This window comes from Virgibacillus sediminis (assembly GCF_042643265.1).
GTDB classification, from domain to species: Bacteria; Bacillota; Bacilli; order Bacillales; family Amphibacillaceae; genus Virgibacillus_O; species Virgibacillus_O sediminis.
The window spans coordinates 1-25634 of record NZ_JBHRRZ010000034.1 but is presented as its reverse complement, the minus strand read 5'-3'; the positions used below and the strand labels follow the sequence as shown (position 1 = coordinate 25634).

Genomic DNA, 25634 nt, shown 5'->3' with positions numbered 1-25634 from the left:
TCAGTGGGTCAAAAAGTAAATCCAACGGGTCTTCGTGTTGGCATCATCAAAGACTGGGAGTCAAAATGGTATGCCGGCAAAGACTATGCAGACTTGCTGCATGAAGATATTAAAATCAGAGAATATCTTGAAAACCGTTTGCGTACAGCTGCTGTTTCTTCCATCGATATTGAACGTGCAGCAAATCGCGTGAATATCACCATTCATACTGGTAAGCCAGGTATGGTAATCGGTAAAGGTGGTTCAGAAGTGGAAGCACTTCGAAAAGCGCTGAACAGCCTTACTGGCAAACGTGTTCATATTAATATTGTTGAAATCAAAAAAGTTGATCTTGACGCAACACTTGTTGCTGAAAATATCGCTCGTCAGCTGGAAAACCGAATTTCTTTCCGTCGTGCCCAGAAGCAATCCATCCAGCGTGCAATGCGTGGTGGAGCGAAAGGAATCAAAACACAGGTTTCCGGACGTCTTGGCGGAGCTGACATTGCTCGTGCAGAACATTACAGTGAAGGAACTGTACCACTTCACACTTTGCGTGCCGACATTGACTATGGCACTGCAGAAGCAGACACAACTTATGGTAAGTTAGGTGTCAAAGTGTGGATCTATCGTGGGGAAGTCCTTCCAACTAAACCAAACAAATAAGGAAGGGGGCAGATGCATTATGTTAATGCCTAAACGTGTTAAATATCGTAGACAACATCGTGGGAAAATGAGAGGCCAAGCTAAAGGTGGCAGAACAGTAGCATTTGGGGAATACGGTCTTCAAGCTACAGAAGCTTCTTGGATCACAAGCCGTCAAATCGAGGCTGCCCGTATCGCAATGACTCGTTACATGAAGCGTGGCGGTAAAGTTTGGATCAAAATCTTTCCAGATAAGCCATATACTGCTAAACCCCTCGAAGTCCGCATGGGTTCCGGTAAAGGTGCTCCAGAAGGCTGGGTAGCAGTAGTAAAACCAGGAAAAATTATGTTTGAAATCGCAGGTGTGCCTGAGGAAGTTGCGCGGGAAGCGTTACGTCTGGCCTCACATAAGCTGCCGATTAAAACTAAATTTGTAAAACGTGAAGAAATTGGTGGTGAAATCAATGAAGGCTAATGAAATCAGAGAACTAACCACTGCCGAAATTGAACAAAAAGTAAAATCTTTAAAAGAAGAGCTTTTTAATTTACGCTTTCAGCTTGCAACCGGCCAATTGGAAAACACTGCACGCATCCGTGAAGTAAGAAAGAACATTGCCCGCATGAAAACCGTTGTCCGTCAACGTGAACTAAGTGTAAATAACTGATCTTAGAGAGGAGGCTAGCCTCATATGACTGAACGTAATGATCGTAAAGTATATACAGGTCGTGTTGTATCTGACAAAATGGATAAAACAATTACTGTATTAGTTGAAACTTACAAGTTTCATAAGCTATACGGAAAACGTGTTAAGTACTCAAAGAAATTCAAAGCACATGATGAAAACAACCAGGCTAAGACCGGTGACGTTGTTCGCATCATGGAAACTCGCCCGCTGTCAGCAACCAAGCGCTTCCGCCTGGTAGAAGTCGTTGAAGAAGCGGTAATCATATAATTAAAGTTCGCTCGGAAGGTATCCGAAGGGAGGTAACAGTGTTATGATTCAACAGGAAACTCGATTGAAAGTTGCAGATAACTCTGGTGCTCGTGAAGTATTGGCCATTAAAGTATTAGGCGGATCCGGACGTAAAACCGCTAATATTGGTGATGTCATTGTTTGCACGGTGAAACAAGCAACACCAGGAGGCGTTGTCAAAAAAGGCGATGTCGTCAAAGCAGTTATTGTACGTTCTAAATCTGGTGCACGCCGTAAAGACGGGTCATACATTCGTTTTGATGAAAATGCAGCGGTAATTGTCCGTGATGACAAAAGTCCAAGAGGTACTCGTATCTTTGGGCCGGTCGCACGTGAATTGCGCGATGCAAAGTTCATGAAAATCGTATCTCTAGCTCCAGAAGTTTTATAAGCGATAGAAACCTGTCAAGGAGGTGCGTCAAGCATGCATGTTAAAAAAGGTGATAAAGTCAAAGTTTTATCCGGCAAAGACCGTGGTAAAGAGGGCGTTATCTTAGAAGCTTATCCTAAGAAGGAACGTGTTCTTGTAGAAGGTGTAAACATGATCAAGAAGCACGCGAAGCCTTCCCAGGATAATCCGCAGGGTGGAATCCTCGACATCGAAGGTCCAATCCATGTTTCTAACGTAATGCCAATAGATCCAAAATCCGGTGAGCCAACTCGTGTTGGATACGAAGTACGTGATGGAAAGAAAGTCCGTATCGCTAAAAAATCCGGTGAAGCAATAGATAAATAATTTAGCGACGAAAGGAGGGCGACATGATGAATGAACTTAAACAAAAATACCAAGATGAAATCACACCATCTTTAATGAACAAATTCAACTATGATTCTGTTATGCAAGTGCCAGCCATTGAGAAAATTGTTATCAACATGGGTGTTGGCGACGCAGTACAAAATTCAAAAGCATTGGATGATGCCGTAGAAGAGCTTGCATTAATTTCTGGTCAAAAGCCTATGGTTACTCGTGCTAAGAAATCCATCGCAGGGTTCCGCCTTCGTGAGGGTATGCCAATCGGCGCGAAAGTAACACTTCGTGGTGAGCGTATGTACGAATTCCTTCAAAAGCTTGTTGCCGTTTCACTGCCACGTGTGCGTGACTTCCGCGGTATCTCTAAAAAGGCTTTTGATGGTCGCGGTAACTACACTCTAGGTGTTAAAGAGCAATTGATTTTCCCGGAAATTAACTACGATAAAGTAAGTAAAGTGCGCGGTATGGATATTGTTATTGTAACAAGCTCCAATACTGATGAAGAGGCACGTGAACTTTTGGCTCAGCTAGGCATGCCTTTCCAAAAGTAAGCTAAGAGCTAATAGAAGGAGGGAAAATTGTGGCAAAGAAATCAATGATTGCGAAGCAAAAGCGCCCACAAAAATATCAAGTACGTGAATATACACGCTGTGAGCGCTGTGGCCGTCCACATTCTGTAATCCGTAAATTTAAATTATGCCGTATTTGTTTCCGTGAACTTGCCTATAAAGGTCAAATTCCTGGTGTCAAAAAAGCAAGCTGGTAAACCCCGATTCGGGAAGGAGGTAATGAGTAATGGTTATGACAGATCCAATCGCAGATATGCTGACTCGTATTCGTAATGCTAACATGGTACGTCATGAAAAATTGGAGCTTCCTGCTTCAAAAATGAAACAAGAAATCGCTGATATCCTTAAACGTGAAGGTTTCATCTCCGATTTTGAATATGTTGAGGACAACAAGCAAGGTGTTCTGCGTATTTTCCTTAAGTACGGCTCTAGTGACGAACGTGTTATCACTGGCATTAAACGCATCAGCAAGCCTGGGCTTCGTGTTTATGCTAAAGCAACTGAAGTACCCCGCGTACTTAACGGTTTAGGAATTGCCATCGTCTCAACATCTAACGGAGTGCTTTCCGATAAAGAAGCGCGCTCTCAAGCTGTTGGCGGCGAAGTGCTGGCATATGTTTGGTAATTAACTTTTTTAGATGAGGAGGTGCATGGAATGTCTCGTATAGGACTTAAACCAATTGAAATCCCTGAAGGCGTCGAAGTTCAGTTAGACGGAACTAAGGTTACTGTAAAAGGGCCAAAAGGGGAATTATCAAGAGATTTGCATGGAGATATTAAAGTAAATATTGAAGATAACATCATTACACTTGAGCGTCCAAGCGACCATAAAGAGCATCGTGCATTGCACGGTACTACCCGCAGCTTGATCAACAACATGGTAGTGGGCGTACACAAAGGTTTTGAAAAATCCCTGGAAATCATCGGTGTCGGTTACCGTGCTCAGAAGCAAGGTAATAAAACAGTGATCAATGCCGGTTACTCACATCCTGTTGAATTGGATCCGATTGAAGGTATTGAAATCGAAGTTCCTAAAAATACACAGATCGTAGTAAAGGGTATCGACAAAGAGCTTGTTGGAGCTGTTGCTTCTAATATCAGAGCAATCCGCCCGCCAGAGCCTTACAAAGGTAAAGGTATCAGATACCAAGACGAATATGTACGTCGTAAAGAAGGTAAGACTGCTAAGTAAAGTGAGTTAGGGAGCAGAAAGGAGTGAGCTAGATGATCACAAAACCTGACAAAAATATTACACGTAAAAGAAGGCATCAGCGTGTACGAAAAAATCTTTTCGGCACTGCAGAACGCCCTCGTTTGAACGTGTACCGTTCAAATAAACACATCTATGCACAGCTAATCGACGATAACAATGGTGTTACAGTAGCGAGTGCTTCTACCAACGATAACGAATTGAACGTGGAAGCAACCGGTAATGTCGATTCTGCTGCACAGGTAGGAGAATTGATTGCTAAACGTGCCAAGGATAAAGGTTATAAATCAGTTGTATTCGATCGCGGAGGCTACCTTTATCATGGACGTGTGAAAGCATTGGCAGATGCTGCTCGCGAGGCAGGACTGGAATTTTAAGATAAAGGAGGGAACCATTAGATGAGTACAAACATCGATCCGAACAAATTAGATCTTGAAGAACGTGTTGTTACGGTCAACCGTGTTGCAAAAGTAGTTAAGGGTGGACGTCGCTTCCGCTTTGCAGCTTTAGTGGTTGTCGGTGATAAAAATGGCCATGTAGGTTTTGGTACAGGTAAAGCACAAGAAGTACCTGAAGCAATCAAAAAAGCAGTTGATGATGCGAAGAAGAACTTGATTACAGTACCGATTGTCGGAACTACTATTCCACATGAAATCCACGGACGCTTTGGCTCTGGTAATGTATTGCTTAAGCCAGCAATGGAAGGTACAGGAGTTATCTCCGGCGGACCTGTCCGTGCAATTCTTGAATTGGCTGGTGTCGGCGACATTCTTACTAAATCACTCGGCTCCAATACACCAATCAATATGATTCGTGCAACATTAAACGGACTGACAAATCTGAAACGTGCAGAAGACGTAGCGAAACTACGTGGAAAGTCTGTCGAAGAACTGTTAGGATAATAAGGAGGGAAGAATTATGTCTAAACAATTAGAAATCACCCTCACACGCAGTGTTATTGGTGGAAAAGATAAACAGCGTAAAACTGTTGAAGCTTTAGGTCTTAAAAAAATCCGTCAATCAGTCGTTCTGGAAGATACTCCAGCTGTACGCGGTATGGTTGATAAAGTATCCCACCTGGTAACGGTAAAAGAAGTTTAATAAAATCAAGCGTAAGAGGAGGTGCTCGCATGAAACTTCATGAATTGAAGGCGTCAGAAGGTACTCGCAAAAACAGGAACCGTGTAGGCCGCGGAATGTCATCCGGTAATGGTAAAACTTCCGGCAGAGGACACAAAGGGCAGAAGGCACGTTCAGGCGGAGGTACTCGTCCAGGCTTCGAAGGCGGTCAAATGCCATTGTTCCAGAGGCTGCCAAAACGAGGATTCACTAATATCCACCGCAAAGAGTTTGCTATTGTAAACTTGGACGCGCTGAATCGTTTTGAAGACGGCACGGAAGTCACACCTGAGCTATTACTTGAAGAAGGTGTCGTTAGTAAACAGAAAGCTGGTATCAAGGTGCTTGGTAACGGTTCTGTTGAAAAGAAACTTACAGTAAAAGCTCATAAGTTCTCTGCTTCAGCTAAGGAAGCTATCGAGGCAGCGGGCGGTCAAACTGAGGTGATCTAATGTTCCGTACGATCTCCAATTTTATGCGCGTAAAAGACATCAGACAGAAAATAATTTTCACCTTGTTAATGTTGATTGTTTTTCGGCTAGGTACTTTCATTCCAGTACCATATACCAATAAAGATGCAATTGACTTTATGAACCAGCAAAATGTTTTCGGTTTTCTTGATACTTTTGGTGGAGGAGCTTTACAAAACTTCTCCATTTTTGCCATGGGGATCATGCCATACATCACTGCCTCCATTATCATGCAGTTATTGCAGATGGATGTTGTTCCTAAACTTGCCGAGTTGAAAAAACAAGGAGAAGTTGGCCGGAAGAAAATTGCACAGATCACCCGTTATGCAACGATTGTGCTTGCTTTCATCCAGGCGATTGCAATGTCTATCGGCTTCAATGCCATGGCTGGAGGCATGTTGATTGAAGATCCCGGCGTCGGGAAATTCTTGCTGATAGCCGTTGTATTGACCAGTGGTACGGCATTTCTAATGTGGCTGGGGGAACAAATTACAGCGCATGGTGTTGGAAACGGAATTTCAATTTTGATTTTTGCAGGTATTGTTGCTGCAGTGCCGAACGGTATCGGTCAATTGTACAGCCAGTATTTCGTAAATCCTGGTGATGAGTTATTTATCAATATCGTGATTGTCGCACTGATCGCACTGGTCGTTGTTGCTGTTACAGTTGGTGTGGTCTTTGTGAATGAGGCATTACGTAAAATACCTATTCAATATGCAAAAAAACTAGTGAACCGGTCTCCAGTTGGAGGGCAATCCACCCATTTACCGCTTAAAGTTAATGCGGCGGGTGTTATACCAGTAATCTTTGCCATTGCTTTTATTATGGCTCCTACGACCATTGCCAGCTTCTTTGAAGGCAGTGGGGCAGCCTCTACCATCCAATATATTTTTGATTATACACAGCCTGTTGGCATGGTGATATATGTGGCATTGATTATTGCTTTCACCTATTTCTACACATTTGTCCAGGTAAACCCTGAACAGATGGCGGAAAATCTGCAAAAACAGGGCGGTTATATTCCTGGAATACGTCCCGGACAAAACACGGAGACATATCTGACACGAGTCATGTACCGACTTACTTTTGTAGGTTCACTGTTCTTAGCAGCAGTTTCTGTTCTTCCTATAGTACTGGGCAGTATTGCAAACCTGCCGACCGCAGTACAAATCGGCGGCACAAGCTTATTGATTGTTGTTGGGGTTGCCCTGACCACCATGAAACAGTTGGAGAGTCAGCTGGTTAAACGCCACTACAAAGGGTTTATTAAGTAATCGGGCTGCCAATGAGAGCGAGGGGAAATTCGTTGAACCTGATTTTAATGGGTCTTCCTGGGGCCGGAAAAGGCACACAGGCAGAGAAAATAAATAAAAAGTATAACATTCCTCATATTTCTACTGGAGATATGTTTCGCTTAGCAATTAAAGAAGGTACAGATTTAGGCAAAAAAGCGAAAGAGTATATGGATCAGGGAGCTCTTGTACCTGATGAAGTAACTATTGGGATTGTTAGAGAACGGTTAAGCAAAGAAGACTGTAAAAATGGTTTCCTGCTTGATGGGTTTCCAAGGACCATTGCCCAAGCGGAAAGCTTGCAGAGTCTTATGCAAGACATGGAAAGCAGTATTGACTATGTACTGCATGTGGATGTACCGGAAGAAAAATTAGTGGAGCGCTTAACTGGTCGAAGAATTTGTCCGACATGCGGAGCAACTTATCATATCCAATACAACCCTCCAAAAGAGGAAGGTATCTGTGATAACGATGGTTCTGAATTGATTCAGCGTGATGACGATAAACCTGAAACGGTTAAAAATCGTCTTGCCGTGAATATTGAACAGACGCAGCCCTTATTGGACTTTTATCAGGATCAGGGATATCTTGTTTCGGTAGACGGAGATCGTGAGATTGATGAAGTATTCCGGGATATTCAAGCTATCATTGAAAAATAAGCTGTTGGCTGTATTTTGAGGCACGGTACAGATGAAAATCTGCCAATGAAAAGATATAATTGGTATCGTAGTAATTATGATTGACGTGTGATTTCATAGTTTAAGTGGCACATGATTATAGTTCTTACTCCTTTTCTGGAAAAGGTAAGTGCTATTCAAGCCTAATTGAAGGTGATTGGTGTTGAACGAAGATGATTCGATTCCGCTAATAGGTCAAGTTGTTCGTATTATGCAGGGACGTGAAGCGGGCCAATACGCGATAATCATAAAAGTCGTCGATGATCGGTATGTTCTGCTCGCAGATGGGGAAAAACGTAAATATGACCGGCCAAAGAAGAAGAATATCAGTCATATTGAGTTAACGGGCCATATATCCCCTGAAGTCCAAAACAGCCTTCTGGAAACTGGTCGTGTCACAAATGGCAAGCTGCGTTATGCCATAGCTAAATTTGCAGATGAGGTTGTGACTGATTTGAAGAAGGGAGATCAACACGATGGCGAAAGACGATGTAATTGAAGTGGAAGGAACCGTAACGGATACATTGCCGAATGCGATGTTCAAAGTAGAGCTTGAAAACGGACATACGGTCCTGGCCCATGTGTCCGGGAAGATCCGTATGCATTTCATCCGCATTCTTCCAGGCGATAAAGTAACGGTGGAACTATCTCCGTATGATTTAACAAGAGGACGAATTACGTACCGTTATAAATAAGAGCTCCGATATAAAAGGAGGTAAAGATGATGAAAGTAAGAGCATCTGTAAAACCAATTTGCGAGAAATGCAAAGTAATTAAACGTAAGGGTAAAGTAATGGTGATTTGCGACAACCCTAAACACAAGCAAAAACAAGGCTAAAAAACAGGAGGTGCATTGATCGATGGCACGTATTGCAGGTATAGATATTCCTCGTGACAAACGCATAGTTATTTCCTTGACATACATTTATGGTGTAGGGACTTCTACTGCACAGGAAATTCTTAAGGAAGCAGGCGTTTCCGAAAATACTCGTGTTCGTGATTTGACAGAAGACGAACTATCAAGAATCCGTAAGGCAATGGATGAGTACACAGTCGAAGGTGATCTTCGCCGTGAAACTTCCCTGAACATCAAGCGTTTGATCGAGATCGGCTCTTACAGAGGTGTACGTCACCGCCGCGGTCTGCCGGTTCGTGGGCAGAAGACCAAAAACAATTCACGTACACGTAAAGGTCCTCGTAAAACAATGGCTAATAAGAAAAAATAAAGTGAAGGAGGTTAGCTAATCAATGGCACGTAGAACTAATACACGTAAGCGTCGTGTGAAAAAGAATATTGAATCTGGTATTGCTCATATCCGTTCTACCTTCAACAATACAATTGTTACTATTACGGATAAGCAGGGTAATTCCATCGGCTGGAGTTCTGCAGGGGCACTTGGTTTCAAAGGTTCCCGTAAATCCACTCCATTTGCTGCTCAAATGGCTGCAGAAACAGCTGCAAAAACAGCAATCGATAATGGCATGAAAACATTGGAAGTAACGGTTAAAGGTCCAGGAGCCGGTCGTGAAGCAGCGATCCGTTCTCTACAAGCTGCAGGTTTGGAAGTCACTGCAATTATGGATGTTACACCAGTACCTCACAATGGTTGCCGCCCGCCAAAACGTCGTCGTGTATAATTGTACCGTATATAATTTGTCACCCTGTCTATAATGGGTTATGATGGCTGAAAGCATAGGGCAAGACCTATGCACATAGCATCCGGACAACAAAGTGCAAAAGAAATGCAGGTAGCGCAGAAACGCCAACTGCCTATTTGAGGAATTTCGGTTAGACAAATGTCTAACCGGGGTTTCGACGTTTTGAAGGAGGGTTTTATTGAATGATCGAAATTGAAAAACCAAAAATTGAAACGGTAGAAGTCAGCGATGATGCTACATTCGGTAAATTCGTAGTCGAACCGCTCGAACGTGGATATGGTACCACTCTAGGAAACTCCTTGCGTCGTATCCTCTTATCCTCACTTCCAGGTGCTGCTGTTACATCAGTTCAAATCGATGGAGCACTGCATGAATTTTCAACAATTGAAGGTGTTGTTGAAGATGTCACAACGGTTATTTTGAACCTGAAGAAACTGGCCCTGAAGATTTACTCTGATGATGAGAAGACGTTGGAGATCGATGTACAGGGGGAAGGGAAAGTTACGGCTGCTGATTTAACTTATGATAGTGATGTGGAAGTTTTAAATCCTGACCTTCATATTGCTACGTTGAATTCAAAAGCTAACTTGCATATGAAAATCACCGCGGAACGTGGTCGTGGCTACCGTCCGGCGGAAGAGAATAAAAGGGATGAACAGCCTATTGGCGTAATTCCGGTTGATTCAATTTTCACCCCGGTCTCGCGTTCAACTTTCCAAGTTGAAAACACACGCGTAGGACAAGTCGCAAACTACGATAAGTTGACATTGGATGTCTGGACAGACGGAAGCATTCGCCCTGAGGAAGCAGTTTCTTTAGGAGCTAAAGTCTTTACAGAACATCTTAATATATTTGTAGGGTTGACGGATGAAGCTCAAAAGGCCGAAATCATGGTCGAAAAAGAGGAAGATCAAAAAGAGAAAGTTATGGAAATGACTATCGAAGAACTTGATCTGTCCGTTAGATCTTATAACTGCTTGAAACGTGCCGGAATCAATACAGTTCAAGAGCTTGCAAATAAATCGGAAGAAGATATGATGAAAGTCCGTAATCTTGGCCGTAAATCATTAGAGGAAGTAAAGGTTAAACTTAATGATCTTGGTCTCGGTCTGCGGGATGATGATTAATCAGCTTGTAGAATACTGATTAAACTTCAAATTCATTTATTCTTCAATGCCCAAGCAACTAGAAAGGGAGGGATAGTCCATGGCTAGAAAATTAGGACGTACAACAGATCACCGTTTGGCTCTTCTTCGCAATCTTGCTTCTGACCTTATCATCCATGAGCGTTTGGAAACAACTGAGGCAAAAGCGAAGGAACTTAGCTCGGTGGTAGAGAAAATGATTACACTAGGCAAGCGTGGGGATCTTCACGCACGCCGTCAAGCTGCAGCATTTCTGTATAATCAGGAAGCTAACGAAGATGAAACAGTTCTCCAGAAGCTTTTCAACGACGTTGCTGCACGCTATGAAGACCGCCAAGGCGGTTACACCCGTGTTCTTAAACTTGGTGAGCGCCAAGGAGACGGGGCAAAAATGGCAATTATTGAACTAGTTTAATCTACAATATGCGTCAAGGGCAGGACTGAATCTCTTCATGAGGTGAATCCAAGCCCTTTTTTTGTAGAGATAGAGAAGTGAAAGATGCTGTCCACTTCCTTTGGGAGGAAATGATATAGGTTGGGTTTTTACCGTGATATGGATTTTGCATCATCCATTTGGGCCTGATCTAGGGGCAGGAGGGGGAGCAGAGAATGAGTGAAAAACTGATTGAGTTTCGCGATGTATCTTTCCGTTATAGTGAGGAACAACCCTGGGTATTGAAAAACTGTTCATTCGATATTTATAAAAATGAGTGGGTGGCAATTATTGGCCATAATGGCTCTGGAAAGTCGACCATTGCCAAGCTGTTGAATGGCCTTCTATACCCGCAAGAGGGCCAGATTCTAATAAATGGTATGGAAGTAAATCAGGATTCAGTCTGGGAGATTCGCAAGGAAGTAGGCATGGTTTTTCAAAATCCCGATAACCAATTTGTGGGCACTACGGTTCAGGATGATGTTGCATTCGGGATGGAAAACAGAGGGTTTGACAGAAAAACAATGATAGAGAAAATAGAAACCAACCTGAAAGCTGTCGGAATGCAGGATTATCTTTTGACCGAGCCGCATCGATTATCAGGTGGCCAGAAACAAAGGGTAGCGATTGCGAGCGTATTAGCCATCTCTCCCAGGGTTATGATTTTGGACGAGGCTACTGCGATGCTCGACCCCCATGGAAGAGGGGAAATTATGGAAACCGTTTCTGAGGTTCGGCAAAGGAATGACTTGTCTCTCATTACAATAACCCATGATCTTCAAGAAGTAGTCCAGGCCGACCGTGTAATTGTGATGAATGAGGGAGAAGTATGGCAGGAAGCCGCCCCTCGAGAGATCTTCGAGAAGAAAGAGGAATTGCGGAGTATAGGCTTGGATGTTCCCTTTGCGGCTATTTTGGCAGATGAACTGCAGCTTGCTGGTGTTCCGGTTGCCCGGAAAGGTCCGCTAAACCACGAAGAGTTATTGGAGGATTTATGGACATTGCATTCAAGAACGTAAGCTATATCTACCAAGAAAATACCCCTTTCGAACATCGAGCAATCGACAGCCTTTCTTTCCATATTCCATCGGGATCGTTTGTTGCAGTCATTGGTCATACTGGCTCCGGAAAGTCTACCCTTTTACAGCACCTGAATGGCTTGATTAGACCAAGCAAAGGAATGGTCAATGTTGGGGGCTTCCGTCTTACAAAAGAGGAAAAGCCCGAGGATATAATGAAATTACGCAGCAGAGTTGGAATTGTTTTTCAGTACCCAGAGCATCAGTTATTTGAAGAATCGGTGAGAAAAGACATTGCATTTGGCCCACAGAATTTTGGAGTGGATGAGTCGGAAATTTCACAGCGTATAAAACAAATTCTTCCAGCTGTCGGCCTGCAGGAGGAAATTCTGGAACGGTCCCCGTTTGACCTTAGCGGGGGGCAAATGAGAAGGGTTGCCATCGCCGGCGTTTTGGCTGTTAAACCGGAAGTCTTGGTATTGGACGAGCCAACAGCAGGTCTTGACCCCCGGGGACAAAAGGAAATTATGGAGATGTTTCACCAGCTGCATAAAGAGCAGCAGCTTACCACCGTCCTTGTCACTCACAGTATGGAGGATGCACTCCAATATGCGGACCATGTGATTATCTTGAATAAAGGCCGCAAATTCATGGAAGGCAAGCCGGAAGAGGTCTTTACCAGGAAAGAAGAGCTGCAAGCAGTTCAACTGGATGTACCTGAAATCGTCCAGTTCATGGGCGAACTGGAAAGTAAGTTGGGAGTAAGCATCCCATTTCGGAGACAATCTATGAAGGAACTGGCTGCCGTCATCAAGGATATCCTCCAAAAGGGGGAGCCTTATGAATAATTCCTTAATCATTGGTCAGTATGTCCCAGGGAATTCTCTTGTCCATCGTCTGGATCCCCGTACTAAAATCACGCTGATCTTCTTTTATGTGTTGATTGTTTTCTTTGCGAACACTGTGGCAAGTTATACAATTATCACTGGTTTTGCTCTAGCCAGTATGCTGGTGTCAAAAGTCCCAGTTCGCTTTGTGTTGAAGGGTCTGACACCTGTCTGGTTCTTAATTGTTTTCACTTTCATCCTGCACTTATTTGTTACAAGGGAAGGCGAAGTATTTTTTGACTTCTGGGTATTTGAATTTTATACAGGGGGAGTCGTTCAAGGGTTTGCCATCTCCATGAGGTTTTTCCTGCTCATTTTAGTTACTTCTCTCTTGACGCTTACTACCACCCCAATTGAAATCACAGACGCTGTGGAAGAACTGCTTGCCCCCTTGAAGAAAGTGAAATTCCCGGTACATGAGCTCGCGTTGATGATGTCCATTTCCCTCCGTTTTATACCTACGCTTATGCAGGAAACGGAAAAGATTTCAAAAGCACAAGCTTCCAGGGGCGTCGATTTCCGTTCCGGGACCATTAAGGATCGGGCCAAGGCTGTCGTTCCATTGCTCGTTCCTTTGTTTGTTAGTGCATTTAAGCGAGCGGAGGAGCTGGCGATGGCCATGGAAGCCAGAGGCTATCAAGGCGGGGAGGGACGTACCAAGCTACGTGAACTGAAAATAGAGCCACGGGATATATGGGTCATTCTGTTATTTGCTGCGGTGGTTATAGGCTTGTTTCTTACTAGAAGCTACTCTTAGAAACATCTTAGGACTCTCTGATCGCTGCAGCCGTTCGACACATCATCTGAGAGAGGGCTTGTTGAATGAGAAAAATCAAATGTATTGTCACCTATGATGGGTCCCGTTTTTCCGGTTATCAAACGCAGCCGAATCAACGGACTGTGCAAGGAGAATTGGAAAAGGCCTTAGCGAAAATACACAAAGGAAAACAGATAGGGGTCCATGCATCCGGCAGGACAGACGCCGGGGTTCATGCATTCTGCCAGGTCTTCCATTTTGAAACTTCTTATGGAATACCTGAAGAAAAATGGAAAAAGGCCTTGAACAGTCTGCTGCCTGGAGATATTCATATAAAACGGAGTGCAGAGGTTTCTTCCTCGTTCCATTCCCGCTTTGACGTAAAGGAAAAAGAGTATCGATATTATGTCAATAATTCGGAAGAGCCAAACGTGTTCCGCCGAAATTATGTCTTTCACTTTCCTTATCGCCTTAATCTCCAATCCATGCAGGAAGCGTGCCGTTACTTTGAAGGATCTCATGATTTTACTTCCTTTTCTTCCGCAAAAGCGACAACAAAAGGAAGTAAAGTGAGGACAATCTACCATGCTTCCTGCATAGAAAGGGATGGGTACATCGAATTTATTTTCCGCGGTAACGGATTTTTATATAATATGGTCAGAATAATGGTAGGAACTCTGCTGGATGTTGGCCAAGGCAGAAAAAAACCGGAAGAGATACAATCTATTATAGAAAAAACCGACCGCAAGTTTGCAGGGGAAACAGCCCCTCCGCAGGGGCTATATCTGTGGGATGTAATTTATAAAGGGAACAGGGAGGAAAATCCCCTCTAACCCTTGACATAGACCGCTTTCTGGTATATGATGATTTATGGCATTTTATTTCTAAACCATGATTAGCCCCGGAAACTAATTATGTTGAGAATATAAACTTTGAATCGAATTATTGATAATTTGGAGGGAAAACAATCATGCGCACAACTTTCATGGCGAATGAAAACAATATTGAACGCAAATGGTTTGTTGTGGATGCGGAAGGCAAGCGTCTAGGCCGTCTGGCAAGTGAAATCGCTTCTGTCCTTCGCGGTAAACATAAGCCAACCTACACACCACATGCTGACACTGGTGATCATGTGATCATCATCAATGCAGAGAAGATTGAACTGACAGGCAAGAAGCTTACAGATAAAAAATACTACCGTCATACCAACCATCCTGGCGGTTTGAAAGAACGCAGTGCCAATGAAATGCGTACAAAATACCCGGAACAAATGCTGGAACTTGCTATCAAAGGTATGCTTCCAAAAGGCCCGTTAGGCCGCAAAATGGGTAAGAAGCTTCATGTATTCAGAGGTTCTGAACACAATCATCAAGCACAAAAACCAGAAGTTTACGAGCTTCGCGGGTAATTAAAAGGAGGTAAATCAATTGGCTCAAGTACAATACTATGGCACAGGACGCCGTAAAAAATCAACTGCACGTGTACGTTTAGTACCTGGAACAGGGAATGTTACTATTAATGGCCGTGAGGCAAAAGACTACTTCCCATATGAAACACAACTTCTTATTCTGAACCAGCCATTGGCTGCCACAGAAACAGAAGGAACTTATGACGTTATCATAAACGTTCATGGTGGAGGATTTACTGGCCAAGCTGGTGCTATCCGCCACGGAATCGCTAGAGCTCTTCTGGAAGCAGATCCGGAATACCGCGGTTCCCTAAAATCTGAAGGCTACTTGACTCGTGATGCACGTATGAAAGAGCGTAAAAAATACGGTCTCAAGAAAGCGCGTCGTGCACCACAGTTCTCAAAACGTTAATATGCTTACACAAAAAACTCCCTTTCCATACAGGAATGGGAGTTTTTTTATATGCAGAGCATTTATTACCAGATTGAGGGAAATATTTCATTTTTTTACAATAGGTAGTTTCTTGCTGAGACTTTTAGGGAAAGAGGGAGTTAGAGAAAAGTGGAGGGGCTAATTGTGGAAGAAGATGTTAGAATTTTATCGAAAGGTGCGTTAAAATTAGATAAGTATTAAAATTATAACAATGAAAAAGAGGGAATGTAGCTGAATGTCTTATTATGGAAGTTTATTTAAAATCTTCTTCTCGATGGAAGATCATCTCTTCCGAATCCGAAAAGCAGAGAAGATACATAATTTATGGAAAACGACATTATTAATTGTTTTATTGAGTTTATTGGTTTATGGATGGATGTCCTATCTCGGGATGGGGAGTGACTTGATCTCCAGAAATGCGGCATCTATGTCCGCTATACAATATGAAATCACAAAAGCTGGTTTTATTATAGGGCGGCTCCTATATGCTCTGTTATTGTCTGCATTTGTGTTATTTGTGCCATCCCTATTGTTTCATTTATTGACAAATATACCATACAAAAAGCTTTTGGTTATGCAGCAGGCAGTTTTGCTGGTAATGCTGGTAGAACGATTGACATGGATACCGCTCATGCTATTAAGCGGCCTTGATTGGTATGTATCACCTTTCTCTTTTGGCATCATAGCTTCTTACTTTACAGACAATGCATGGCTGATCTTTTTCTTCGGTGCGATTTCCCTTTTCCAGTTATGGATCATGTGGTTTCAGGTTAAATTCCTGAGCACGATGGCAGCCATTAGCAAAAAATGGCTGTGGGCAAATGTCTTTATACTACATATTTTGTACTGGTGTATGGCGGCATTGTTTTCATACTCTGATACATTTATCTTAAGCGGGTGGTTTGAATGATGAAGAAACAGGTGGTACTGCTTGTTGCTGTATTGTTTCTAGTGGTGAATGTTCTATTGGTAGCTTTAGACGATGAAGGCAAGGTAGAACAGAAGGCGTATATCAGTGAATGGTCGCCTGCAATGGAGACGGATATGGCTGAATTATTGCATAAGCCTGGTGTATTGGAGCCTGCAGAAGAGTGGATGGTCTATTTTGATGATAGCCTTGGTTCTTTCCAGGAGTTCTTTGTGGAAGAAGGTACACTGGTTCAGCAGGGTGACCCGCTTTTCGCGTATGAAGCAGATAATTATGCAGAAGCAGAAGCCGAGCTTACCCAGAATGCAGAGACACTGCGAGGTGAAATCGCAGCCATTGAAGAGGCGATTGCACAAATGGAGCAATACCAGATACCAAGCACCCAGTCAGAATCAACAGAGGCGGCCCTCTCATCTCCTTTAGCCCCTGAACCTGTCGAGGAGGCTTCGGTACAATCCGCAGATCCTGCAGAAGCTGAGCTGATGAAAGAGGAATATTTGATTGAAAAGGAAAAAGAACTTTCTCAGAAGACGGCACAATTGGAAAGTATAGAATCGTCGCTTGCCGAATTACAGGAGACTGGTAATACTGTAGTAGTCGAGAGCTCTTATGAGGGAAGGGTTCAGTCGATATCCGAATCATTAGCTGATCCGGTCATCACCATAGAAAATATACAATTGAGAGCTGAGGGGAAACTTTCGGAGGAAGAACGTGCTGAAGTTGAAGCAGGTATGCCTGTCGAAGTAAGTATAAAAACTACAGATACATTAATAGAGGGGGAAATTACTCAAGTGAGTGATTCACCAGACTCTGTTCTTGTAGAAGGGGAGAGCAGCTATCCATTCCAAGTTTCTTTAAGTGAATATACGGAAGAAGAGGGACTGTTGCCCGGCTACCACACCGGCATGGCAATAACGCTGGAAGAATCATTGGGAGCCACCGCCGTATATGAAGAGGCGGTATATGATGGAGCAGTGTGGAAAATGGCAGAGAATGGCATCCTCCAGCAGCAAGCAGTCGATACAGGAATATATGAGGATTTTATGTATGAAATTAAGAGCGGGATAGAGCCCGGTGAGTGGGTCGCACAATCACCGACGGGCCAATTCCGTGACGGTGCTGTATTCATCACTCCGCTCAGGGCCAAAGAAGTACCTTGGAGAAGTATATTCAGGGGGGGTGACTGGGGAGAGAATATAATCACCGGCATGATAGCCAGATAAGCATGTAAAAGGGGATGCCAGTTTGCATCCCCTTTATTCTATATATTTGATGCCTGCTGTTTCTCTGTGTCCCAGGCTACCTGTCTATTGTGATAGAGAACATTTATCACGGCGCCTGTCATAAGGATTAGGCCTGTCAGGAAAAACCAAATCATTAGAATGATAATACCGCCAAGGCTGCCGTAAGTAGCCGAGTAATTACCAAAGTTGCTTACATAGAACGAAAATCCTAGGGATATCAATTGCCAGAGAATACTTGCTGTCAGTGCACCTGGCAATATATGCTTGAATGGAAGTTTCTTGTTAGGAGCAACATGATAAAGTACTAAAAGTATGCTGGTTAATACTATGATACTTATGCCCCAGCGCACTGCCTGCAGCATTAGACTGGTTCCAGGTGGCAGACCGATGATAGATTCTACAAAATTAATAATGACATTGCCGAATATGGGCAGCAGGAAGGCTACGGCAATGGAAATAATCATGCCGAGAGTCAACCCGAGGGCAATCAAGCGTACAACAATAAAATTGCGGGTCTCCTCCACTTCATATGCTTCATTAGAAGCTTTTATAAATGCGTTCACGGCATTAGATGCAGACCATAAAGCACCGATGATACCGACGGTTAAAAGTCCACCGCGCGGGGTTTCAACAAGGCTTATAACATTCTCTTGCAAAACCGAGGCAATTTCAGATGGAAGTATGTTTCCGATAAAATCAACGGCTTGCTGCGGCTGGATATTAAGGTACGGGAGAATGGTGAATCCTACGATTAGAAGCGGAAATATAGACAAAAGATAGTAATACGCCTGGGAGGCAGCCAGTAAAGGAATATTATCCTCTTTAAATCTGCCCATCAATTCTTTTGCAAAGTTCTTCAGTTTCGACATGTTACTTCCTCCAGTAGTGTAATATTGTTTTGTTTTGTTATCCTTTACCCAAGTGTGTCATAATCTAATCGTCAGTACTGGAAGGCTTAAAACGTTTTATTTCCAACTACTGGTGGTATAATGCTTTTAAGGGAGGTACAGATATGGGAGTAGTATATTTAGGAATCTTATTATGTTCCATCGCATTTGCAATCGCTGTAGCGTATATCTGCCTGGTTTTAAAACGTACCGCAGACGTCCTGGACTCTCTTGGTAGAACGTTTGGAAAAGTAGAGAAAGAAATTGCGCATATTACCCCGCAGCTAAAGGAAACCCTCCGCGGGACAGACAAGATTGTAGATGACATGGGAGTTAAAATGAAATCGACCGACAGTCTTTTTGACAGTCTGGAAGAACTAGGGCTCTCCGCCCAGTCATTCAGCCATGCTTACCAGCAGCAACGCGCTGGCATGTCTGAAGCAGAGTTTAAGGCAGAGGTTTGGCCATTTGTAGAAGGAATAAAATGGGCGGAAGCAGGTTCCCATCTTTATTCCAAGTGGGTGAAAACAAAGCCGGTAAAGAATGAACTCATGCCTCAAGGGGAGAATGAGTTAAAAGCTCAAGAGCACAGAGCCGGGCATCTTCCGGCAGTGCAGACAAGGAAAGGAGATAGACCATGACATTAACGGGGATTGGTGTTTTATTAATCGGCATCGCATTTTTGATATTGGCGATTTTTCTTGCAAACACATTACAGCATATGGCCGGAATGTTGAAAGGTGTTGAAAAAACCGTTGACAGATTACCGGATCAGCTGGATGACGTAATGAAGGAAACAGGAGTCCTAATCAGTGAGAGTAATAATACCTTGGCAGATGTTAATGAAAAAATGAAGCAGCTCACACCTTTTTTCGAGATGGCAGGGGATATGGGGGATGCCACCCGGAAGCTCTCTTCCTCACTTGTAGACATGACCGAAACCATGAAAAACAAAACAGAAGAGGCAAGTGGCATTTCTGGAAAGAATAATCTTGGCGGTCTTTATGGATCCTTTGCCTTGGGGTATTACCTGCTTCAAAAAGGGAGAAGAGCGAAAAGTGAAGGAGCCTCTAAGGATGGACAATAAAGCCGACACTAGCAATAAGCTCTCATTGGCGGCTATTGCATGTGCAGGAGCTGCAATCGGATGGGGGTTCAACAGGAACCTTTCCCGGAGAAAAAAGCTGGAGGAACACCGCACGCTCCTGGAGAAAGTCAGGCACTTCGATCAGAAATTATATGAAGATGGCTGGAGGAGAGCAAACCAGATTCAAGCAATTAAACAGGATGTCCAAACACACATTGACACCTAAAAAATATTCCTTGCCGTGTACGACGGCAAGGAATATTTTTTTACCTTACATCAGCTGATCCTTTTCTAGGAGCCGAAAATTCATTTCTTTTCTGGAATAGTATATACCCGAGTGTCAGTGCTCCATATATACCTTCCAGGTTCTTACGGTAGGACAGATTGCTTGCATCCTGTGTTTTTGATTCCATTTTGGTTACCGCATTCACCATGGAGTTAGATAATTGGTTGGTGGCCCGTCCTGCATCTCCCACTATGTAGAAGATAGGGCTAAGTTCCTTTACTTGGTTGTTTACGTGATGCAGCGTATCTGTACTCGTGCTCAGTGCCTCTTTAGTTTGTGCGGTAAGATTGGTTACTGTCTCGGGCAGGTCGTCCGTTGTCTTCTGCAGATTCTCCAATACACCTGATAACTTATTCAAAGGCTTGATAAGCAGGATAACCAATACGAGCAGTGCTATTCCAATAATAATGACTCCAATTCCAAGCCAATCCATACTATTCTCTCCTTTCACTCTGGTTCATTTCTTTAATGATACCACTAATTTATGAGAAATAAACGTCCCAAGTATTGGACACAGGTCATATTTTCTTAACCAGATCCATATATTTTTAAAAGCAGATGGACAAGGGGCGAGAGGCCATGAAGAATATTAAAACGTATCTGTTATGGGTTTTAGGGGTTGTGCTATTAGTGGCTTTGGTTCAGTTTCCTATTCAGAATACAGATGAAGCTGCTTGGACCATGCCGCTCGCTGGCAAAACCATAGTAATCGACCCTGGTCATGGAGGGGTGGACGGCGGGGCTGTGGGCAGTGATGACACCCTGGAAAAGGATATATCTTTAGCGGTGGCGAAGAAGCTGCAGAATTTCCTTCAGCAGGCCGGGGCTGTGGTGTATCTTACCAGGGAGGAAGACAAGGATCTCGCCGCGGATGATACACAGGGGCTATCACGGAGGAAAGCGGAAGACATCCGTGCCCGTCTTAATTTTATACATGAAAAAGAACCAGATCTTTTTATTACCCTTCATTTAAATGCCCTTGCATCCAGCAAATGGAGGGGGGCGCAAACCTTCTACTACCCGGAGTCCCGTGAGAATAAGCATTTGGCTGTAATGATTCAGGAGGAGATTATTCGAAATATGGAAAACACCAGCAGGGAGGCTTTGGCAATCAATGGAGTCTATCTTCTCAAGCATGCTGAAGTTCCTGGAGCATTAGTGGAAATTGGATTTTTATCCAATCCAGAAGAGCGGGACTTATTGAAGAAGGACGATTATCAGCAGGGGATGGCAGCCAGCATATATGAGGGGATACTGCGCTATGTTACGGAAGACCTCCCCGAAGAAGGTTGAAACCGCCATCATTCCAATTCAAATCACTTAGAAACTGGGTAATTTGTGTTATACTAGCGAAAAGAGGGACATTAGCTAGAAAGGGATGGTGACGAATGTTAACAAAAGAAGAAGTTATCGAACTTCTAAATCCGGTAAAAGATCCGTTTTTACATAGAACCTTTAAGGAATTGGATGCTGTAAAAGATGTAACGATAAAAGAAGAAAAGAAGCATGTCAGTGTAAAAGCAGGGATTGCAAAAACGAATACTGCGGAGCAAATGAAACTTCAGCAGGAAATTGTCGGAATCCTTAAGAAAAATGGCGCTTCCACTGTCGGTCTCCGCTTTGAACAATTGCCGGACGAAGTAATTAAAAAGTTCCAGAGTGCTGCAGACGAAGAAAAAGAATCTACGCTGCTTGGAGGCAGTAAAGACACCAAATTCATCACAGTGGCAAGCGGGAAGGGCGGCGTCGGTAAATCAACCGTAACAGTCAATCTTGCAATAAGCCTCATGCGTCTCGGGAAGAAAGTCGGAATAATTGATGCAGATATATATGGATTCAGTGTACCAGATATGATGGGAGTGGAAAACCGCCCGGCGGTACGTGGAAAGAAACTCATCCCAGTGGAGCGGTTTGGAGTAAAGGTCATATCTATGGGATTTTTTGTGGAAGATAACTCTCCGATTATCTGGCGTGGGCCTATGCTGGGGAAAATGCTGAACAGCTTCTTCTCTGAAGTGGAGTGGGGAGATCTGGATTATCTTTTACTTGACCTGCCGCCAGGCACAGGTGATATAGCAATGGATGTTCACGAACTTCTTCCAACAAGCAAGGAAATCATTGTAACAACACCCCATCCGACTGCAGCATTTGTCGCTGCCCGCGCAGGACAGATGGCATTGAAGACAGAACATGAAATTTTGGGTGTAGTGGAGAATATGGCTTATTTCCAAAGCGAATCTACAGGAGAGAAAGAGTATGTATTTGGAAAAGGCGGGGGAGAGAAGCTTGCAGAAGCCCTCAGTACGAAGGTGCTCGGACAACTGCCTCTTCAGCAGCCTTACGAGGAAGAGGATGTCTTTGCACCATCCATTTATCAGGAAGATCACCCAATTGGGAAAGAGTATCATAAGATTGCTTCTAAAGTTGTGGCTAAAATGGAAGAATAAACAGGAAAAGGGCGTCCCTAGCAGGCGCCCTTTTCTTGGTGCAAGGGCAATTACTCACGTAGTGGCGATGGCAACTATTGGCCGCTGCCACCACTGCCGCCCCCGCCCCCACCGGATTGGCCACCGCCGCCGCCGTCTCCGCCTTGACCGCCACCTTGCTGTCCACCGCCGCCTTGCTTTTCAGCGGCCTTAAGAAGGATTTCCTGAATCTTCGCCTGGAAGGTAGGAGTTTCCAATGTTTCTTGGATCGTCTTTTCTAAATGAGATTTAAATTCTTGGCTTTTTAAAACATTGAGCATTTGGTCGGTCATCTGGGGGTCTTGGAGCAATTCAAGCATTTTTTCCTTGTAGTCAGCGTCATTCATTAGTTTTTTCATCATTTTCTGGTGTTGCTCTTCCATGGACTTCGCATAACCCTCCACAAATTTGGGGTCTTCAAACAGCTTTTTCCACATCTCAGCACCTTTTTCACCTGCAAGCGTCTCATTTACAGCCTTCTTCACTACATCAGACTCGATGACAAGTTCCTTTTTCATTTCTTCATCGGCCATTATTTCCTGAATTGCTTTCTTCCCATCTTCTGTCTGTAGTATATCAACAACCATCTTTTTTGTGGTGTCATATTCTCCTTCATTACCCGAAGCGGTCTGGCCGCCGCAGGCAGCTAACAAAATGAAGGAAAATCCTAGAGCAATCATAATGGATATGTGCTTCATGGGAATTTCTCCTTCCTTTATACTCTTAATATGCGTGAACAAATTCTAAATTATGCAATGCTTTTAAGGAAAAAAAGCTGCACACATGATAAAATACCAATTGTGCATGAAGATGGGCATCTTAGGAATATTTGATATAAAATTAGGAGGAAACAGGTTTGAATAGTCGCAAGTTAGTGGGGTTCCTTTTTAGAACATTTTTGCTCGGAGGTGTAGTGGGGCTCATTACAAGCTTTTTTGTAAAAGCGGAGGATTATGCCCGTTACCTCAGTCCGTTCGATGCGTTTGAGTTATTAGGATTGGTCATCTTCTTTCTCGGAATTGGCTTTGTCTTTGCTGCAGTCAGTCAAACAGGCTTCTTTGCTTATCTGTTTATTAACCGGTTCGGCCTTTCACTGTTCCGGATATATTGGCCTACTGTCCAGGTGTTGTTGATCGCTTTTGTTGTGTTCGATCTTATATATTTTCCTTATCGCGCAACTGATGGGGTAGCTTTGTACTGGTTTATCCTAATGGCTGGGGCCATTCTTGGCTATGGATGGATTATTGCTAAAATCAAGGCAAGCGAAACAAATCAACGCGCATTTATTCCAGCATTATTTCTTATGGTGGTAATGACTACTATAGAATGGATACCAGGAATGCAGGTGGAAGGCATTGACTATGCTATTTTAATGATCTTTCCGTTATTGGCCTGTAATACCTATCAGCTACTTGTATTGCATCGTATTCAAGGAGACAGTAAATCAACCGCCGGAAAGGCGTGAAAAAAACTGGCGGACTTTATGTCCGCCAGTTTTTGCTAGGCGAGAAATCCTTTGTTACTCTACCAGTTCAGCTTCAGAGTGAGCTTGTTCGATGAGTTCGGACATGGTCACAAATTGGAACTCCTTCGTTTTTAAACCTGGCAGTATGATTTCCAGAGCGTCTGCTGTCTGTTTAGCTGAATCCGATGCATGCATTAAAATAATGTCCCCATTTGAAGTTTCCTTCATTACCGTATCCACTATTTTTTCAGTGCCGGGGTTCTTCCAGTCATGCGTGTTTATATTCCAGTGGACCACCTCGAAATCCATTTGTTTTGCCATCTCTATAATTTCTTTATTGAAATGCCCGCTAGGCGGCCGAAGCAGCTTCGTATTTTCCAGTCCCATTTTTTCAAAAGCTTCCTTTGCTTTTATCAAATCCTGTCTCACTTCCTCGGGCTCCTGGTCCATATAGCTTTTGTACCGGTATCCAAGCATACCTATTTCATGATCTCCATCGTTGATTCTTTCTACAATATCCGGATGGCGTTCAGCCCACTCCCCACTTAGAAAGAAAGTAGCCTGTGTCTCTTCTTCTTTGAGCTTTTCCAGTATGTCGAACACTTTTTCCTCTCCCCAGCTTATATTGAAAGTCAGGGCAATGTCCGGCAAGTTGGCATTACCTTTTGCTATTGCTGTTGGTTCTTCACCGGAAAATACAGAAAATGAACCATCTCTTTCAAACCAGACAAATGTAGCGGTGAAGAATGCGAATAGAACGACTACCGACCAGCGTTTCCACTTGTTGAGTTTCCAAACATAAAAATGCTGCAATTGCTACCCTCCTATACTTGTCCTGCTTAAAAGTATTCTATGCATCACTTTAAAGAGTAGAACGAGGGAAACGGGAACTGCTGAAACAAATTGGAAAAAATGCAGAAAATGTGGATGAAAAGTAAGGGAAACAGGGAATAGTAACCATACCGGCCGGAAAATGAGTTCTTCTGACATAAATTCACAAAAAGACCGACAAAATTTTTAACAGTGACGAATTATGTGATATAGATCGCTCAAAGAACTTTAGAGGCATATAGAATAACTACACGGATAAGTAGAGGAAAGATAGGTGAATGAAAATGTTAGGTTTACTTGTAAATGAAATGGAGCAGAAGGAGATTGAATATCTTCTCAGAAGGGAATTGGAAGAATTATTAATGGATTTGGAAGATCACCGAATTGACCATATGGTGAAGAGAGCGATGAGGGAGAGATATCAAATCCTTTTTCAATTGTTTCGGAGAGTGGCAAGCGAACAGGAATGTATAAAATACATGCCTAAGCGCAGTGAAAATCAATAACGATAGCACATAAAACCTCCGTACTGGCTTTATCCGCAGTCATCTGGGGGTTTTTAATCTGTTAGGAGGGGGGTGTGTCGATAAGTTATGATCGATTTTATAAAAAAATGTCACTTCTCCCCTTGCGTAAGTTTTTCATATATGCTATATTAGTTTTTGTCGCCGACAGAAACACAGTTCGGCAAAACAAGACGATAATTTTTCATAAAAAACTGTTGACAGCAAACGGTAAACATGATAAATTATATCTTGTCGCGAAAAACGACAAAACATCGATCTTTGAAAACTGAACAAAACAACCAGTATGTCAAGAAGAAACAACTCGTTTTTTCTTATAAACAAGCAGAAGCATTGCTTCTGCAAAAGCTAAGACATTCGGTGGGGTTGATTGGTGTCAATCTTGCCCAAACTTTTTTGGAGAGTTTGATCTTGGCTCAGGACGAACGCTGGCGGCGTGCCTAATACATGCAAGTCGAGCGCGGGAAGCAGGTAGATCCCCTTCGGGGGT

42 protein-coding genes and 1 rRNA gene are annotated in these 25634 nt (G+C 43.3%); 39 read left to right on the top strand and 4 right to left on the bottom strand.

What is annotated here, in order from left to right; all coding sequences use genetic code 11:
* Positions 1 to 3 precede the first annotated feature (3 nt).
* From rpsC to ACFODW_RS13030, 31 genes are all read left to right on the top strand, one after another.
* Positions 4 to 645 carry a 30S ribosomal protein S3 gene (gene rpsC / locus ACFODW_RS13180; RefSeq protein ID WP_390307199.1) on the top strand — a complete coding sequence of 214 codons (642 nt, stop codon included), beginning with the start codon at positions 4 to 6 and terminating at the stop codon, positions 643 to 645.
* A gap of 19 nt (positions 646 to 664) precedes the next feature.
* On the top strand, positions 665 to 1099 hold the full coding sequence (rplP, locus tag ACFODW_RS13175) for a 50S ribosomal protein L16 (RefSeq protein ID WP_390307197.1): 435 nt from the start codon (positions 665 to 667) through the stop codon (positions 1097 to 1099).
* Entirely contained in the window at positions 1089 to 1289 is a 201-nt protein-coding gene (gene rpmC, locus ACFODW_RS13170; RefSeq protein WP_390307195.1) for a 50S ribosomal protein L29, read from the top strand. Before rplP ends, rpmC begins: the two co-directional genes overlap by 11 nt.
* Positions 1290 to 1313: 24 nt before the next feature.
* Complete coding sequence (gene rpsQ, locus ACFODW_RS13165) at positions 1314 to 1577, top strand: 30S ribosomal protein S17 (RefSeq protein ID WP_090872370.1); 264 nt, start codon at positions 1314 to 1316, stop codon at positions 1575 to 1577.
* 43 nt (positions 1578 to 1620) lie between these two features.
* Positions 1621 to 1989, top strand: a complete 369-nt coding sequence (rplN, locus tag ACFODW_RS13160) for a 50S ribosomal protein L14 (RefSeq protein WP_390307191.1) — start codon at positions 1621 to 1623, stop codon at positions 1987 to 1989.
* A 33-nt stretch (positions 1990 to 2022) separates the two neighbouring features.
* Positions 2023 to 2334, top strand: coding sequence for a 50S ribosomal protein L24 (gene rplX / locus ACFODW_RS13155; RefSeq protein WP_390307189.1), 312 nt, complete (start codon positions 2023 to 2025; stop codon positions 2332 to 2334).
* Positions 2335 to 2360: 26 nt separating this feature from the next.
* Positions 2361 to 2900 (top strand): 50S ribosomal protein L5, encoded by a 540-nt coding sequence (gene rplE / locus ACFODW_RS13150; RefSeq protein ID WP_390307187.1) that lies wholly within the window; start codon positions 2361 to 2363, stop codon positions 2898 to 2900.
* Positions 2901 to 2929: 29 nt separating this feature from the next.
* Positions 2930 to 3115 (top strand): type Z 30S ribosomal protein S14, encoded by a 186-nt coding sequence (locus tag ACFODW_RS13145; RefSeq protein ID WP_019375521.1) that lies wholly within the window; start codon positions 2930 to 2932, stop codon positions 3113 to 3115.
* A 29-nt stretch (positions 3116 to 3144) separates the two neighbouring features.
* Positions 3145 to 3543 (top strand): 30S ribosomal protein S8, encoded by a 399-nt coding sequence (gene rpsH / locus ACFODW_RS13140; protein ID WP_390307185.1) that lies wholly within the window; start codon positions 3145 to 3147, stop codon positions 3541 to 3543.
* A 30-nt stretch (positions 3544 to 3573) separates the two neighbouring features.
* Positions 3574 to 4110 (top strand): 50S ribosomal protein L6, encoded by a 537-nt coding sequence (gene rplF, locus ACFODW_RS13135; RefSeq protein ID WP_390307182.1) that lies wholly within the window; start codon positions 3574 to 3576, stop codon positions 4108 to 4110.
* Positions 4111 to 4142: 32 nt separating this feature from the next.
* A complete protein-coding gene (rplR, locus tag ACFODW_RS13130; protein WP_390307180.1) occupies positions 4143 to 4505 on the top strand; it encodes a 50S ribosomal protein L18 in 363 nt (120 codons plus the stop codon).
* A gap of 21 nt (positions 4506 to 4526) precedes the next feature.
* Complete coding sequence (gene rpsE / locus ACFODW_RS13125) at positions 4527 to 5030, top strand: 30S ribosomal protein S5 (RefSeq protein ID WP_390307178.1); 504 nt, start codon at positions 4527 to 4529, stop codon at positions 5028 to 5030.
* Positions 5031 to 5046: 16 nt separating this feature from the next.
* The gene (gene rpmD / locus ACFODW_RS13120; RefSeq protein WP_390307176.1) at positions 5047 to 5229 is read left to right on the top strand and encodes a 50S ribosomal protein L30; all 183 of its coding nucleotides are present in this window, start codon (positions 5047 to 5049) and stop codon (positions 5227 to 5229) included.
* A 29-nt stretch (positions 5230 to 5258) separates the two neighbouring features.
* Positions 5259 to 5699, top strand: coding sequence for a 50S ribosomal protein L15 (gene rplO, locus ACFODW_RS13115; RefSeq protein ID WP_390307173.1), 441 nt, complete (start codon positions 5259 to 5261; stop codon positions 5697 to 5699).
* Positions 5699 to 6991, top strand: coding sequence for a preprotein translocase subunit SecY (secY, locus tag ACFODW_RS13110; RefSeq protein WP_390307171.1), 1293 nt, complete (start codon positions 5699 to 5701; stop codon positions 6989 to 6991). Before rplO ends, secY begins: the two co-directional genes overlap by 1 nt.
* 32 nt (positions 6992 to 7023) lie before the next feature.
* On the top strand, positions 7024 to 7668 hold the full coding sequence (locus tag ACFODW_RS13105; protein ID WP_390307168.1) for an adenylate kinase: 645 nt from the start codon (positions 7024 to 7026) through the stop codon (positions 7666 to 7668).
* 181 nt (positions 7669 to 7849) lie between these two features.
* Positions 7850 to 8185, top strand: a complete 336-nt coding sequence (locus tag ACFODW_RS13100) for a KOW motif-containing protein (RefSeq protein WP_390307267.1) — start codon at positions 7850 to 7852, stop codon at positions 8183 to 8185.
* Positions 8163 to 8381 carry a translation initiation factor IF-1 gene (gene infA / locus ACFODW_RS13095; RefSeq protein WP_010652072.1) on the top strand — a complete coding sequence of 73 codons (219 nt, stop codon included), beginning with the start codon at positions 8163 to 8165 and terminating at the stop codon, positions 8379 to 8381. The genes ACFODW_RS13100 and infA overlap by 23 nt, the downstream gene beginning before the upstream one ends.
* A gap of 29 nt (positions 8382 to 8410) precedes the next feature.
* Positions 8411 to 8524 (top strand): 50S ribosomal protein L36, encoded by a 114-nt coding sequence (gene rpmJ, locus ACFODW_RS13090; RefSeq protein WP_080876116.1) that lies wholly within the window; start codon positions 8411 to 8413, stop codon positions 8522 to 8524.
* A 22-nt stretch (positions 8525 to 8546) separates the two neighbouring features.
* Entirely contained in the window at positions 8547 to 8912 is a 366-nt protein-coding gene (rpsM, locus tag ACFODW_RS13085) for a 30S ribosomal protein S13 (RefSeq protein WP_390307166.1), read from the top strand.
* A gap of 22 nt (positions 8913 to 8934) precedes the next feature.
* Positions 8935 to 9324 carry a 30S ribosomal protein S11 gene (gene rpsK / locus ACFODW_RS13080; RefSeq protein ID WP_390272640.1) on the top strand — a complete coding sequence of 130 codons (390 nt, stop codon included), beginning with the start codon at positions 8935 to 8937 and terminating at the stop codon, positions 9322 to 9324.
* 203 nt (positions 9325 to 9527) lie between these two features.
* Entirely contained in the window at positions 9528 to 10472 is a 945-nt protein-coding gene (locus tag ACFODW_RS13075; RefSeq protein WP_390307164.1) for a DNA-directed RNA polymerase subunit alpha, read from the top strand.
* A gap of 79 nt (positions 10473 to 10551) precedes the next feature.
* The gene (gene rplQ / locus ACFODW_RS13070) at positions 10552 to 10905 is read left to right on the top strand and encodes a 50S ribosomal protein L17 (protein ID WP_390307161.1); all 354 of its coding nucleotides are present in this window, start codon (positions 10552 to 10554) and stop codon (positions 10903 to 10905) included.
* 194 nt (positions 10906 to 11099) lie between these two features.
* Positions 11100 to 11942, top strand: a complete 843-nt coding sequence (locus tag ACFODW_RS13065; RefSeq protein ID WP_390307159.1) for an energy-coupling factor ABC transporter ATP-binding protein — start codon at positions 11100 to 11102, stop codon at positions 11940 to 11942.
* Positions 11918 to 12790, top strand: coding sequence for an energy-coupling factor ABC transporter ATP-binding protein (locus ACFODW_RS13060; protein ID WP_390307157.1), 873 nt, complete (start codon positions 11918 to 11920; stop codon positions 12788 to 12790). The genes ACFODW_RS13065 and ACFODW_RS13060 overlap by 25 nt, the downstream gene beginning before the upstream one ends.
* Entirely contained in the window at positions 12783 to 13586 is an 804-nt protein-coding gene (locus tag ACFODW_RS13055) for an energy-coupling factor transporter transmembrane component T family protein (protein WP_390307155.1), read from the top strand. Before ACFODW_RS13060 ends, ACFODW_RS13055 begins: the two co-directional genes overlap by 8 nt.
* A 65-nt stretch (positions 13587 to 13651) precedes the next feature.
* The gene (gene truA / locus ACFODW_RS13050) at positions 13652 to 14419 is read left to right on the top strand and encodes a tRNA pseudouridine(38-40) synthase TruA (RefSeq protein WP_390307153.1); all 768 of its coding nucleotides are present in this window, start codon (positions 13652 to 13654) and stop codon (positions 14417 to 14419) included.
* A gap of 137 nt (positions 14420 to 14556) precedes the next feature.
* The gene (rplM, locus tag ACFODW_RS13045; protein WP_390307151.1) at positions 14557 to 14994 is read left to right on the top strand and encodes a 50S ribosomal protein L13; all 438 of its coding nucleotides are present in this window, start codon (positions 14557 to 14559) and stop codon (positions 14992 to 14994) included.
* A gap of 19 nt (positions 14995 to 15013) precedes the next feature.
* Positions 15014 to 15406 carry a 30S ribosomal protein S9 gene (rpsI, locus tag ACFODW_RS13040; RefSeq protein ID WP_390307149.1) on the top strand — a complete coding sequence of 131 codons (393 nt, stop codon included), beginning with the start codon at positions 15014 to 15016 and terminating at the stop codon, positions 15404 to 15406.
* Between the two features lie 256 nt (positions 15407 to 15662).
* Positions 15663 to 16337 carry a hypothetical protein gene (locus tag ACFODW_RS13035; RefSeq protein ID WP_390307147.1) on the top strand — a complete coding sequence of 225 codons (675 nt, stop codon included), beginning with the start codon at positions 15663 to 15665 and terminating at the stop codon, positions 16335 to 16337.
* Entirely contained in the window at positions 16337 to 17578 is a 1242-nt protein-coding gene (locus ACFODW_RS13030) for an efflux RND transporter periplasmic adaptor subunit (protein WP_390307145.1), read from the top strand. The genes ACFODW_RS13035 and ACFODW_RS13030 overlap by 1 nt, the downstream gene beginning before the upstream one ends.
* Positions 17579 to 17616: 38 nt before the next feature.
* Here ACFODW_RS13030 and ACFODW_RS13025 read toward each other — a convergent pair whose 3' ends face one another.
* Positions 17617 to 18468, bottom strand: a complete 852-nt coding sequence (locus tag ACFODW_RS13025) for a YihY/virulence factor BrkB family protein (protein ID WP_390307143.1) — start codon at positions 18466 to 18468, stop codon at positions 17617 to 17619.
* A gap of 143 nt (positions 18469 to 18611) precedes the next feature.
* On the opposite strand from ACFODW_RS13025, the gene ACFODW_RS13020 reads away from it, so the two are divergent.
* From ACFODW_RS13020 to ACFODW_RS13010, 3 genes are read left to right on the top strand one after another with little or no spacing between them, the layout of a single operon-like run.
* Positions 18612 to 19127 (top strand): DUF948 domain-containing protein, encoded by a 516-nt coding sequence (locus tag ACFODW_RS13020; RefSeq protein WP_390307141.1) that lies wholly within the window; start codon positions 18612 to 18614, stop codon positions 19125 to 19127.
* Positions 19124 to 19573 (top strand): DUF948 domain-containing protein, encoded by a 450-nt coding sequence (locus ACFODW_RS13015; RefSeq protein WP_390307139.1) that lies wholly within the window; start codon positions 19124 to 19126, stop codon positions 19571 to 19573. Before ACFODW_RS13020 ends, ACFODW_RS13015 begins: the two co-directional genes overlap by 4 nt.
* Entirely contained in the window at positions 19563 to 19799 is a 237-nt protein-coding gene (locus ACFODW_RS13010) for a hypothetical protein (protein WP_390307137.1), read from the top strand. The genes ACFODW_RS13015 and ACFODW_RS13010 overlap by 11 nt, the downstream gene beginning before the upstream one ends.
* A gap of 40 nt (positions 19800 to 19839) precedes the next feature.
* Here the strand turns inward: ACFODW_RS13010 and ACFODW_RS13005 are convergent, their stop codons facing one another.
* Positions 19840 to 20292, bottom strand: a complete 453-nt coding sequence (locus ACFODW_RS13005) for a DUF948 domain-containing protein (RefSeq protein WP_390307135.1) — start codon at positions 20290 to 20292, stop codon at positions 19840 to 19842.
* A gap of 146 nt (positions 20293 to 20438) precedes the next feature.
* On the opposite strand from ACFODW_RS13005, the gene cwlD reads away from it, so the two are divergent.
* Positions 20439 to 21152 carry an N-acetylmuramoyl-L-alanine amidase CwlD gene (gene cwlD / locus ACFODW_RS13000; protein WP_390307133.1) on the top strand — a complete coding sequence of 238 codons (714 nt, stop codon included), beginning with the start codon at positions 20439 to 20441 and terminating at the stop codon, positions 21150 to 21152.
* Positions 21153 to 21247: 95 nt separating this feature from the next.
* Positions 21248 to 22306 carry an Mrp/NBP35 family ATP-binding protein gene (locus tag ACFODW_RS12995; RefSeq protein ID WP_390307130.1) on the top strand — a complete coding sequence of 353 codons (1059 nt, stop codon included), beginning with the start codon at positions 21248 to 21250 and terminating at the stop codon, positions 22304 to 22306.
* 74 nt (positions 22307 to 22380) lie between these two features.
* On the opposite strand, the gene gerD is transcribed toward ACFODW_RS12995, so the two are convergent.
* On the bottom strand, positions 22381 to 23022 hold the full coding sequence (gerD, locus tag ACFODW_RS12990) for a spore germination lipoprotein GerD (RefSeq protein WP_390307128.1): 642 nt from the start codon (positions 23020 to 23022) through the stop codon (positions 22381 to 22383).
* Between the two features lie 158 nt (positions 23023 to 23180).
* Between gerD and ACFODW_RS12985 the strand changes: the two genes are divergently transcribed.
* Positions 23181 to 23789, top strand: coding sequence for a KinB-signaling pathway activation protein (locus ACFODW_RS12985; RefSeq protein ID WP_390307126.1), 609 nt, complete (start codon positions 23181 to 23183; stop codon positions 23787 to 23789).
* A gap of 54 nt (positions 23790 to 23843) precedes the next feature.
* Here the strand turns inward: ACFODW_RS12985 and pdaB are convergent, their stop codons facing one another.
* A complete protein-coding gene (gene pdaB, locus ACFODW_RS12980) occupies positions 23844 to 24602 on the bottom strand; it encodes a polysaccharide deacetylase family sporulation protein PdaB (RefSeq protein WP_390307124.1) in 759 nt (252 codons plus the stop codon).
* Positions 24603 to 24904: 302 nt separating this feature from the next.
* On the opposite strand from pdaB, the gene ACFODW_RS12975 reads away from it, so the two are divergent.
* Together ACFODW_RS12975 and ACFODW_RS12970 are read left to right on the top strand one after the other, a co-directional pair.
* Positions 24905 to 25126 carry a hypothetical protein gene (locus ACFODW_RS12975; RefSeq protein ID WP_390307265.1) on the top strand — a complete coding sequence of 74 codons (222 nt, stop codon included), beginning with the start codon at positions 24905 to 24907 and terminating at the stop codon, positions 25124 to 25126.
* Positions 25127 to 25537: 411 nt separating this feature from the next.
* Positions 25538 to 25634, top strand: a 16S ribosomal RNA gene (locus tag ACFODW_RS12970); the annotation flags it as partial.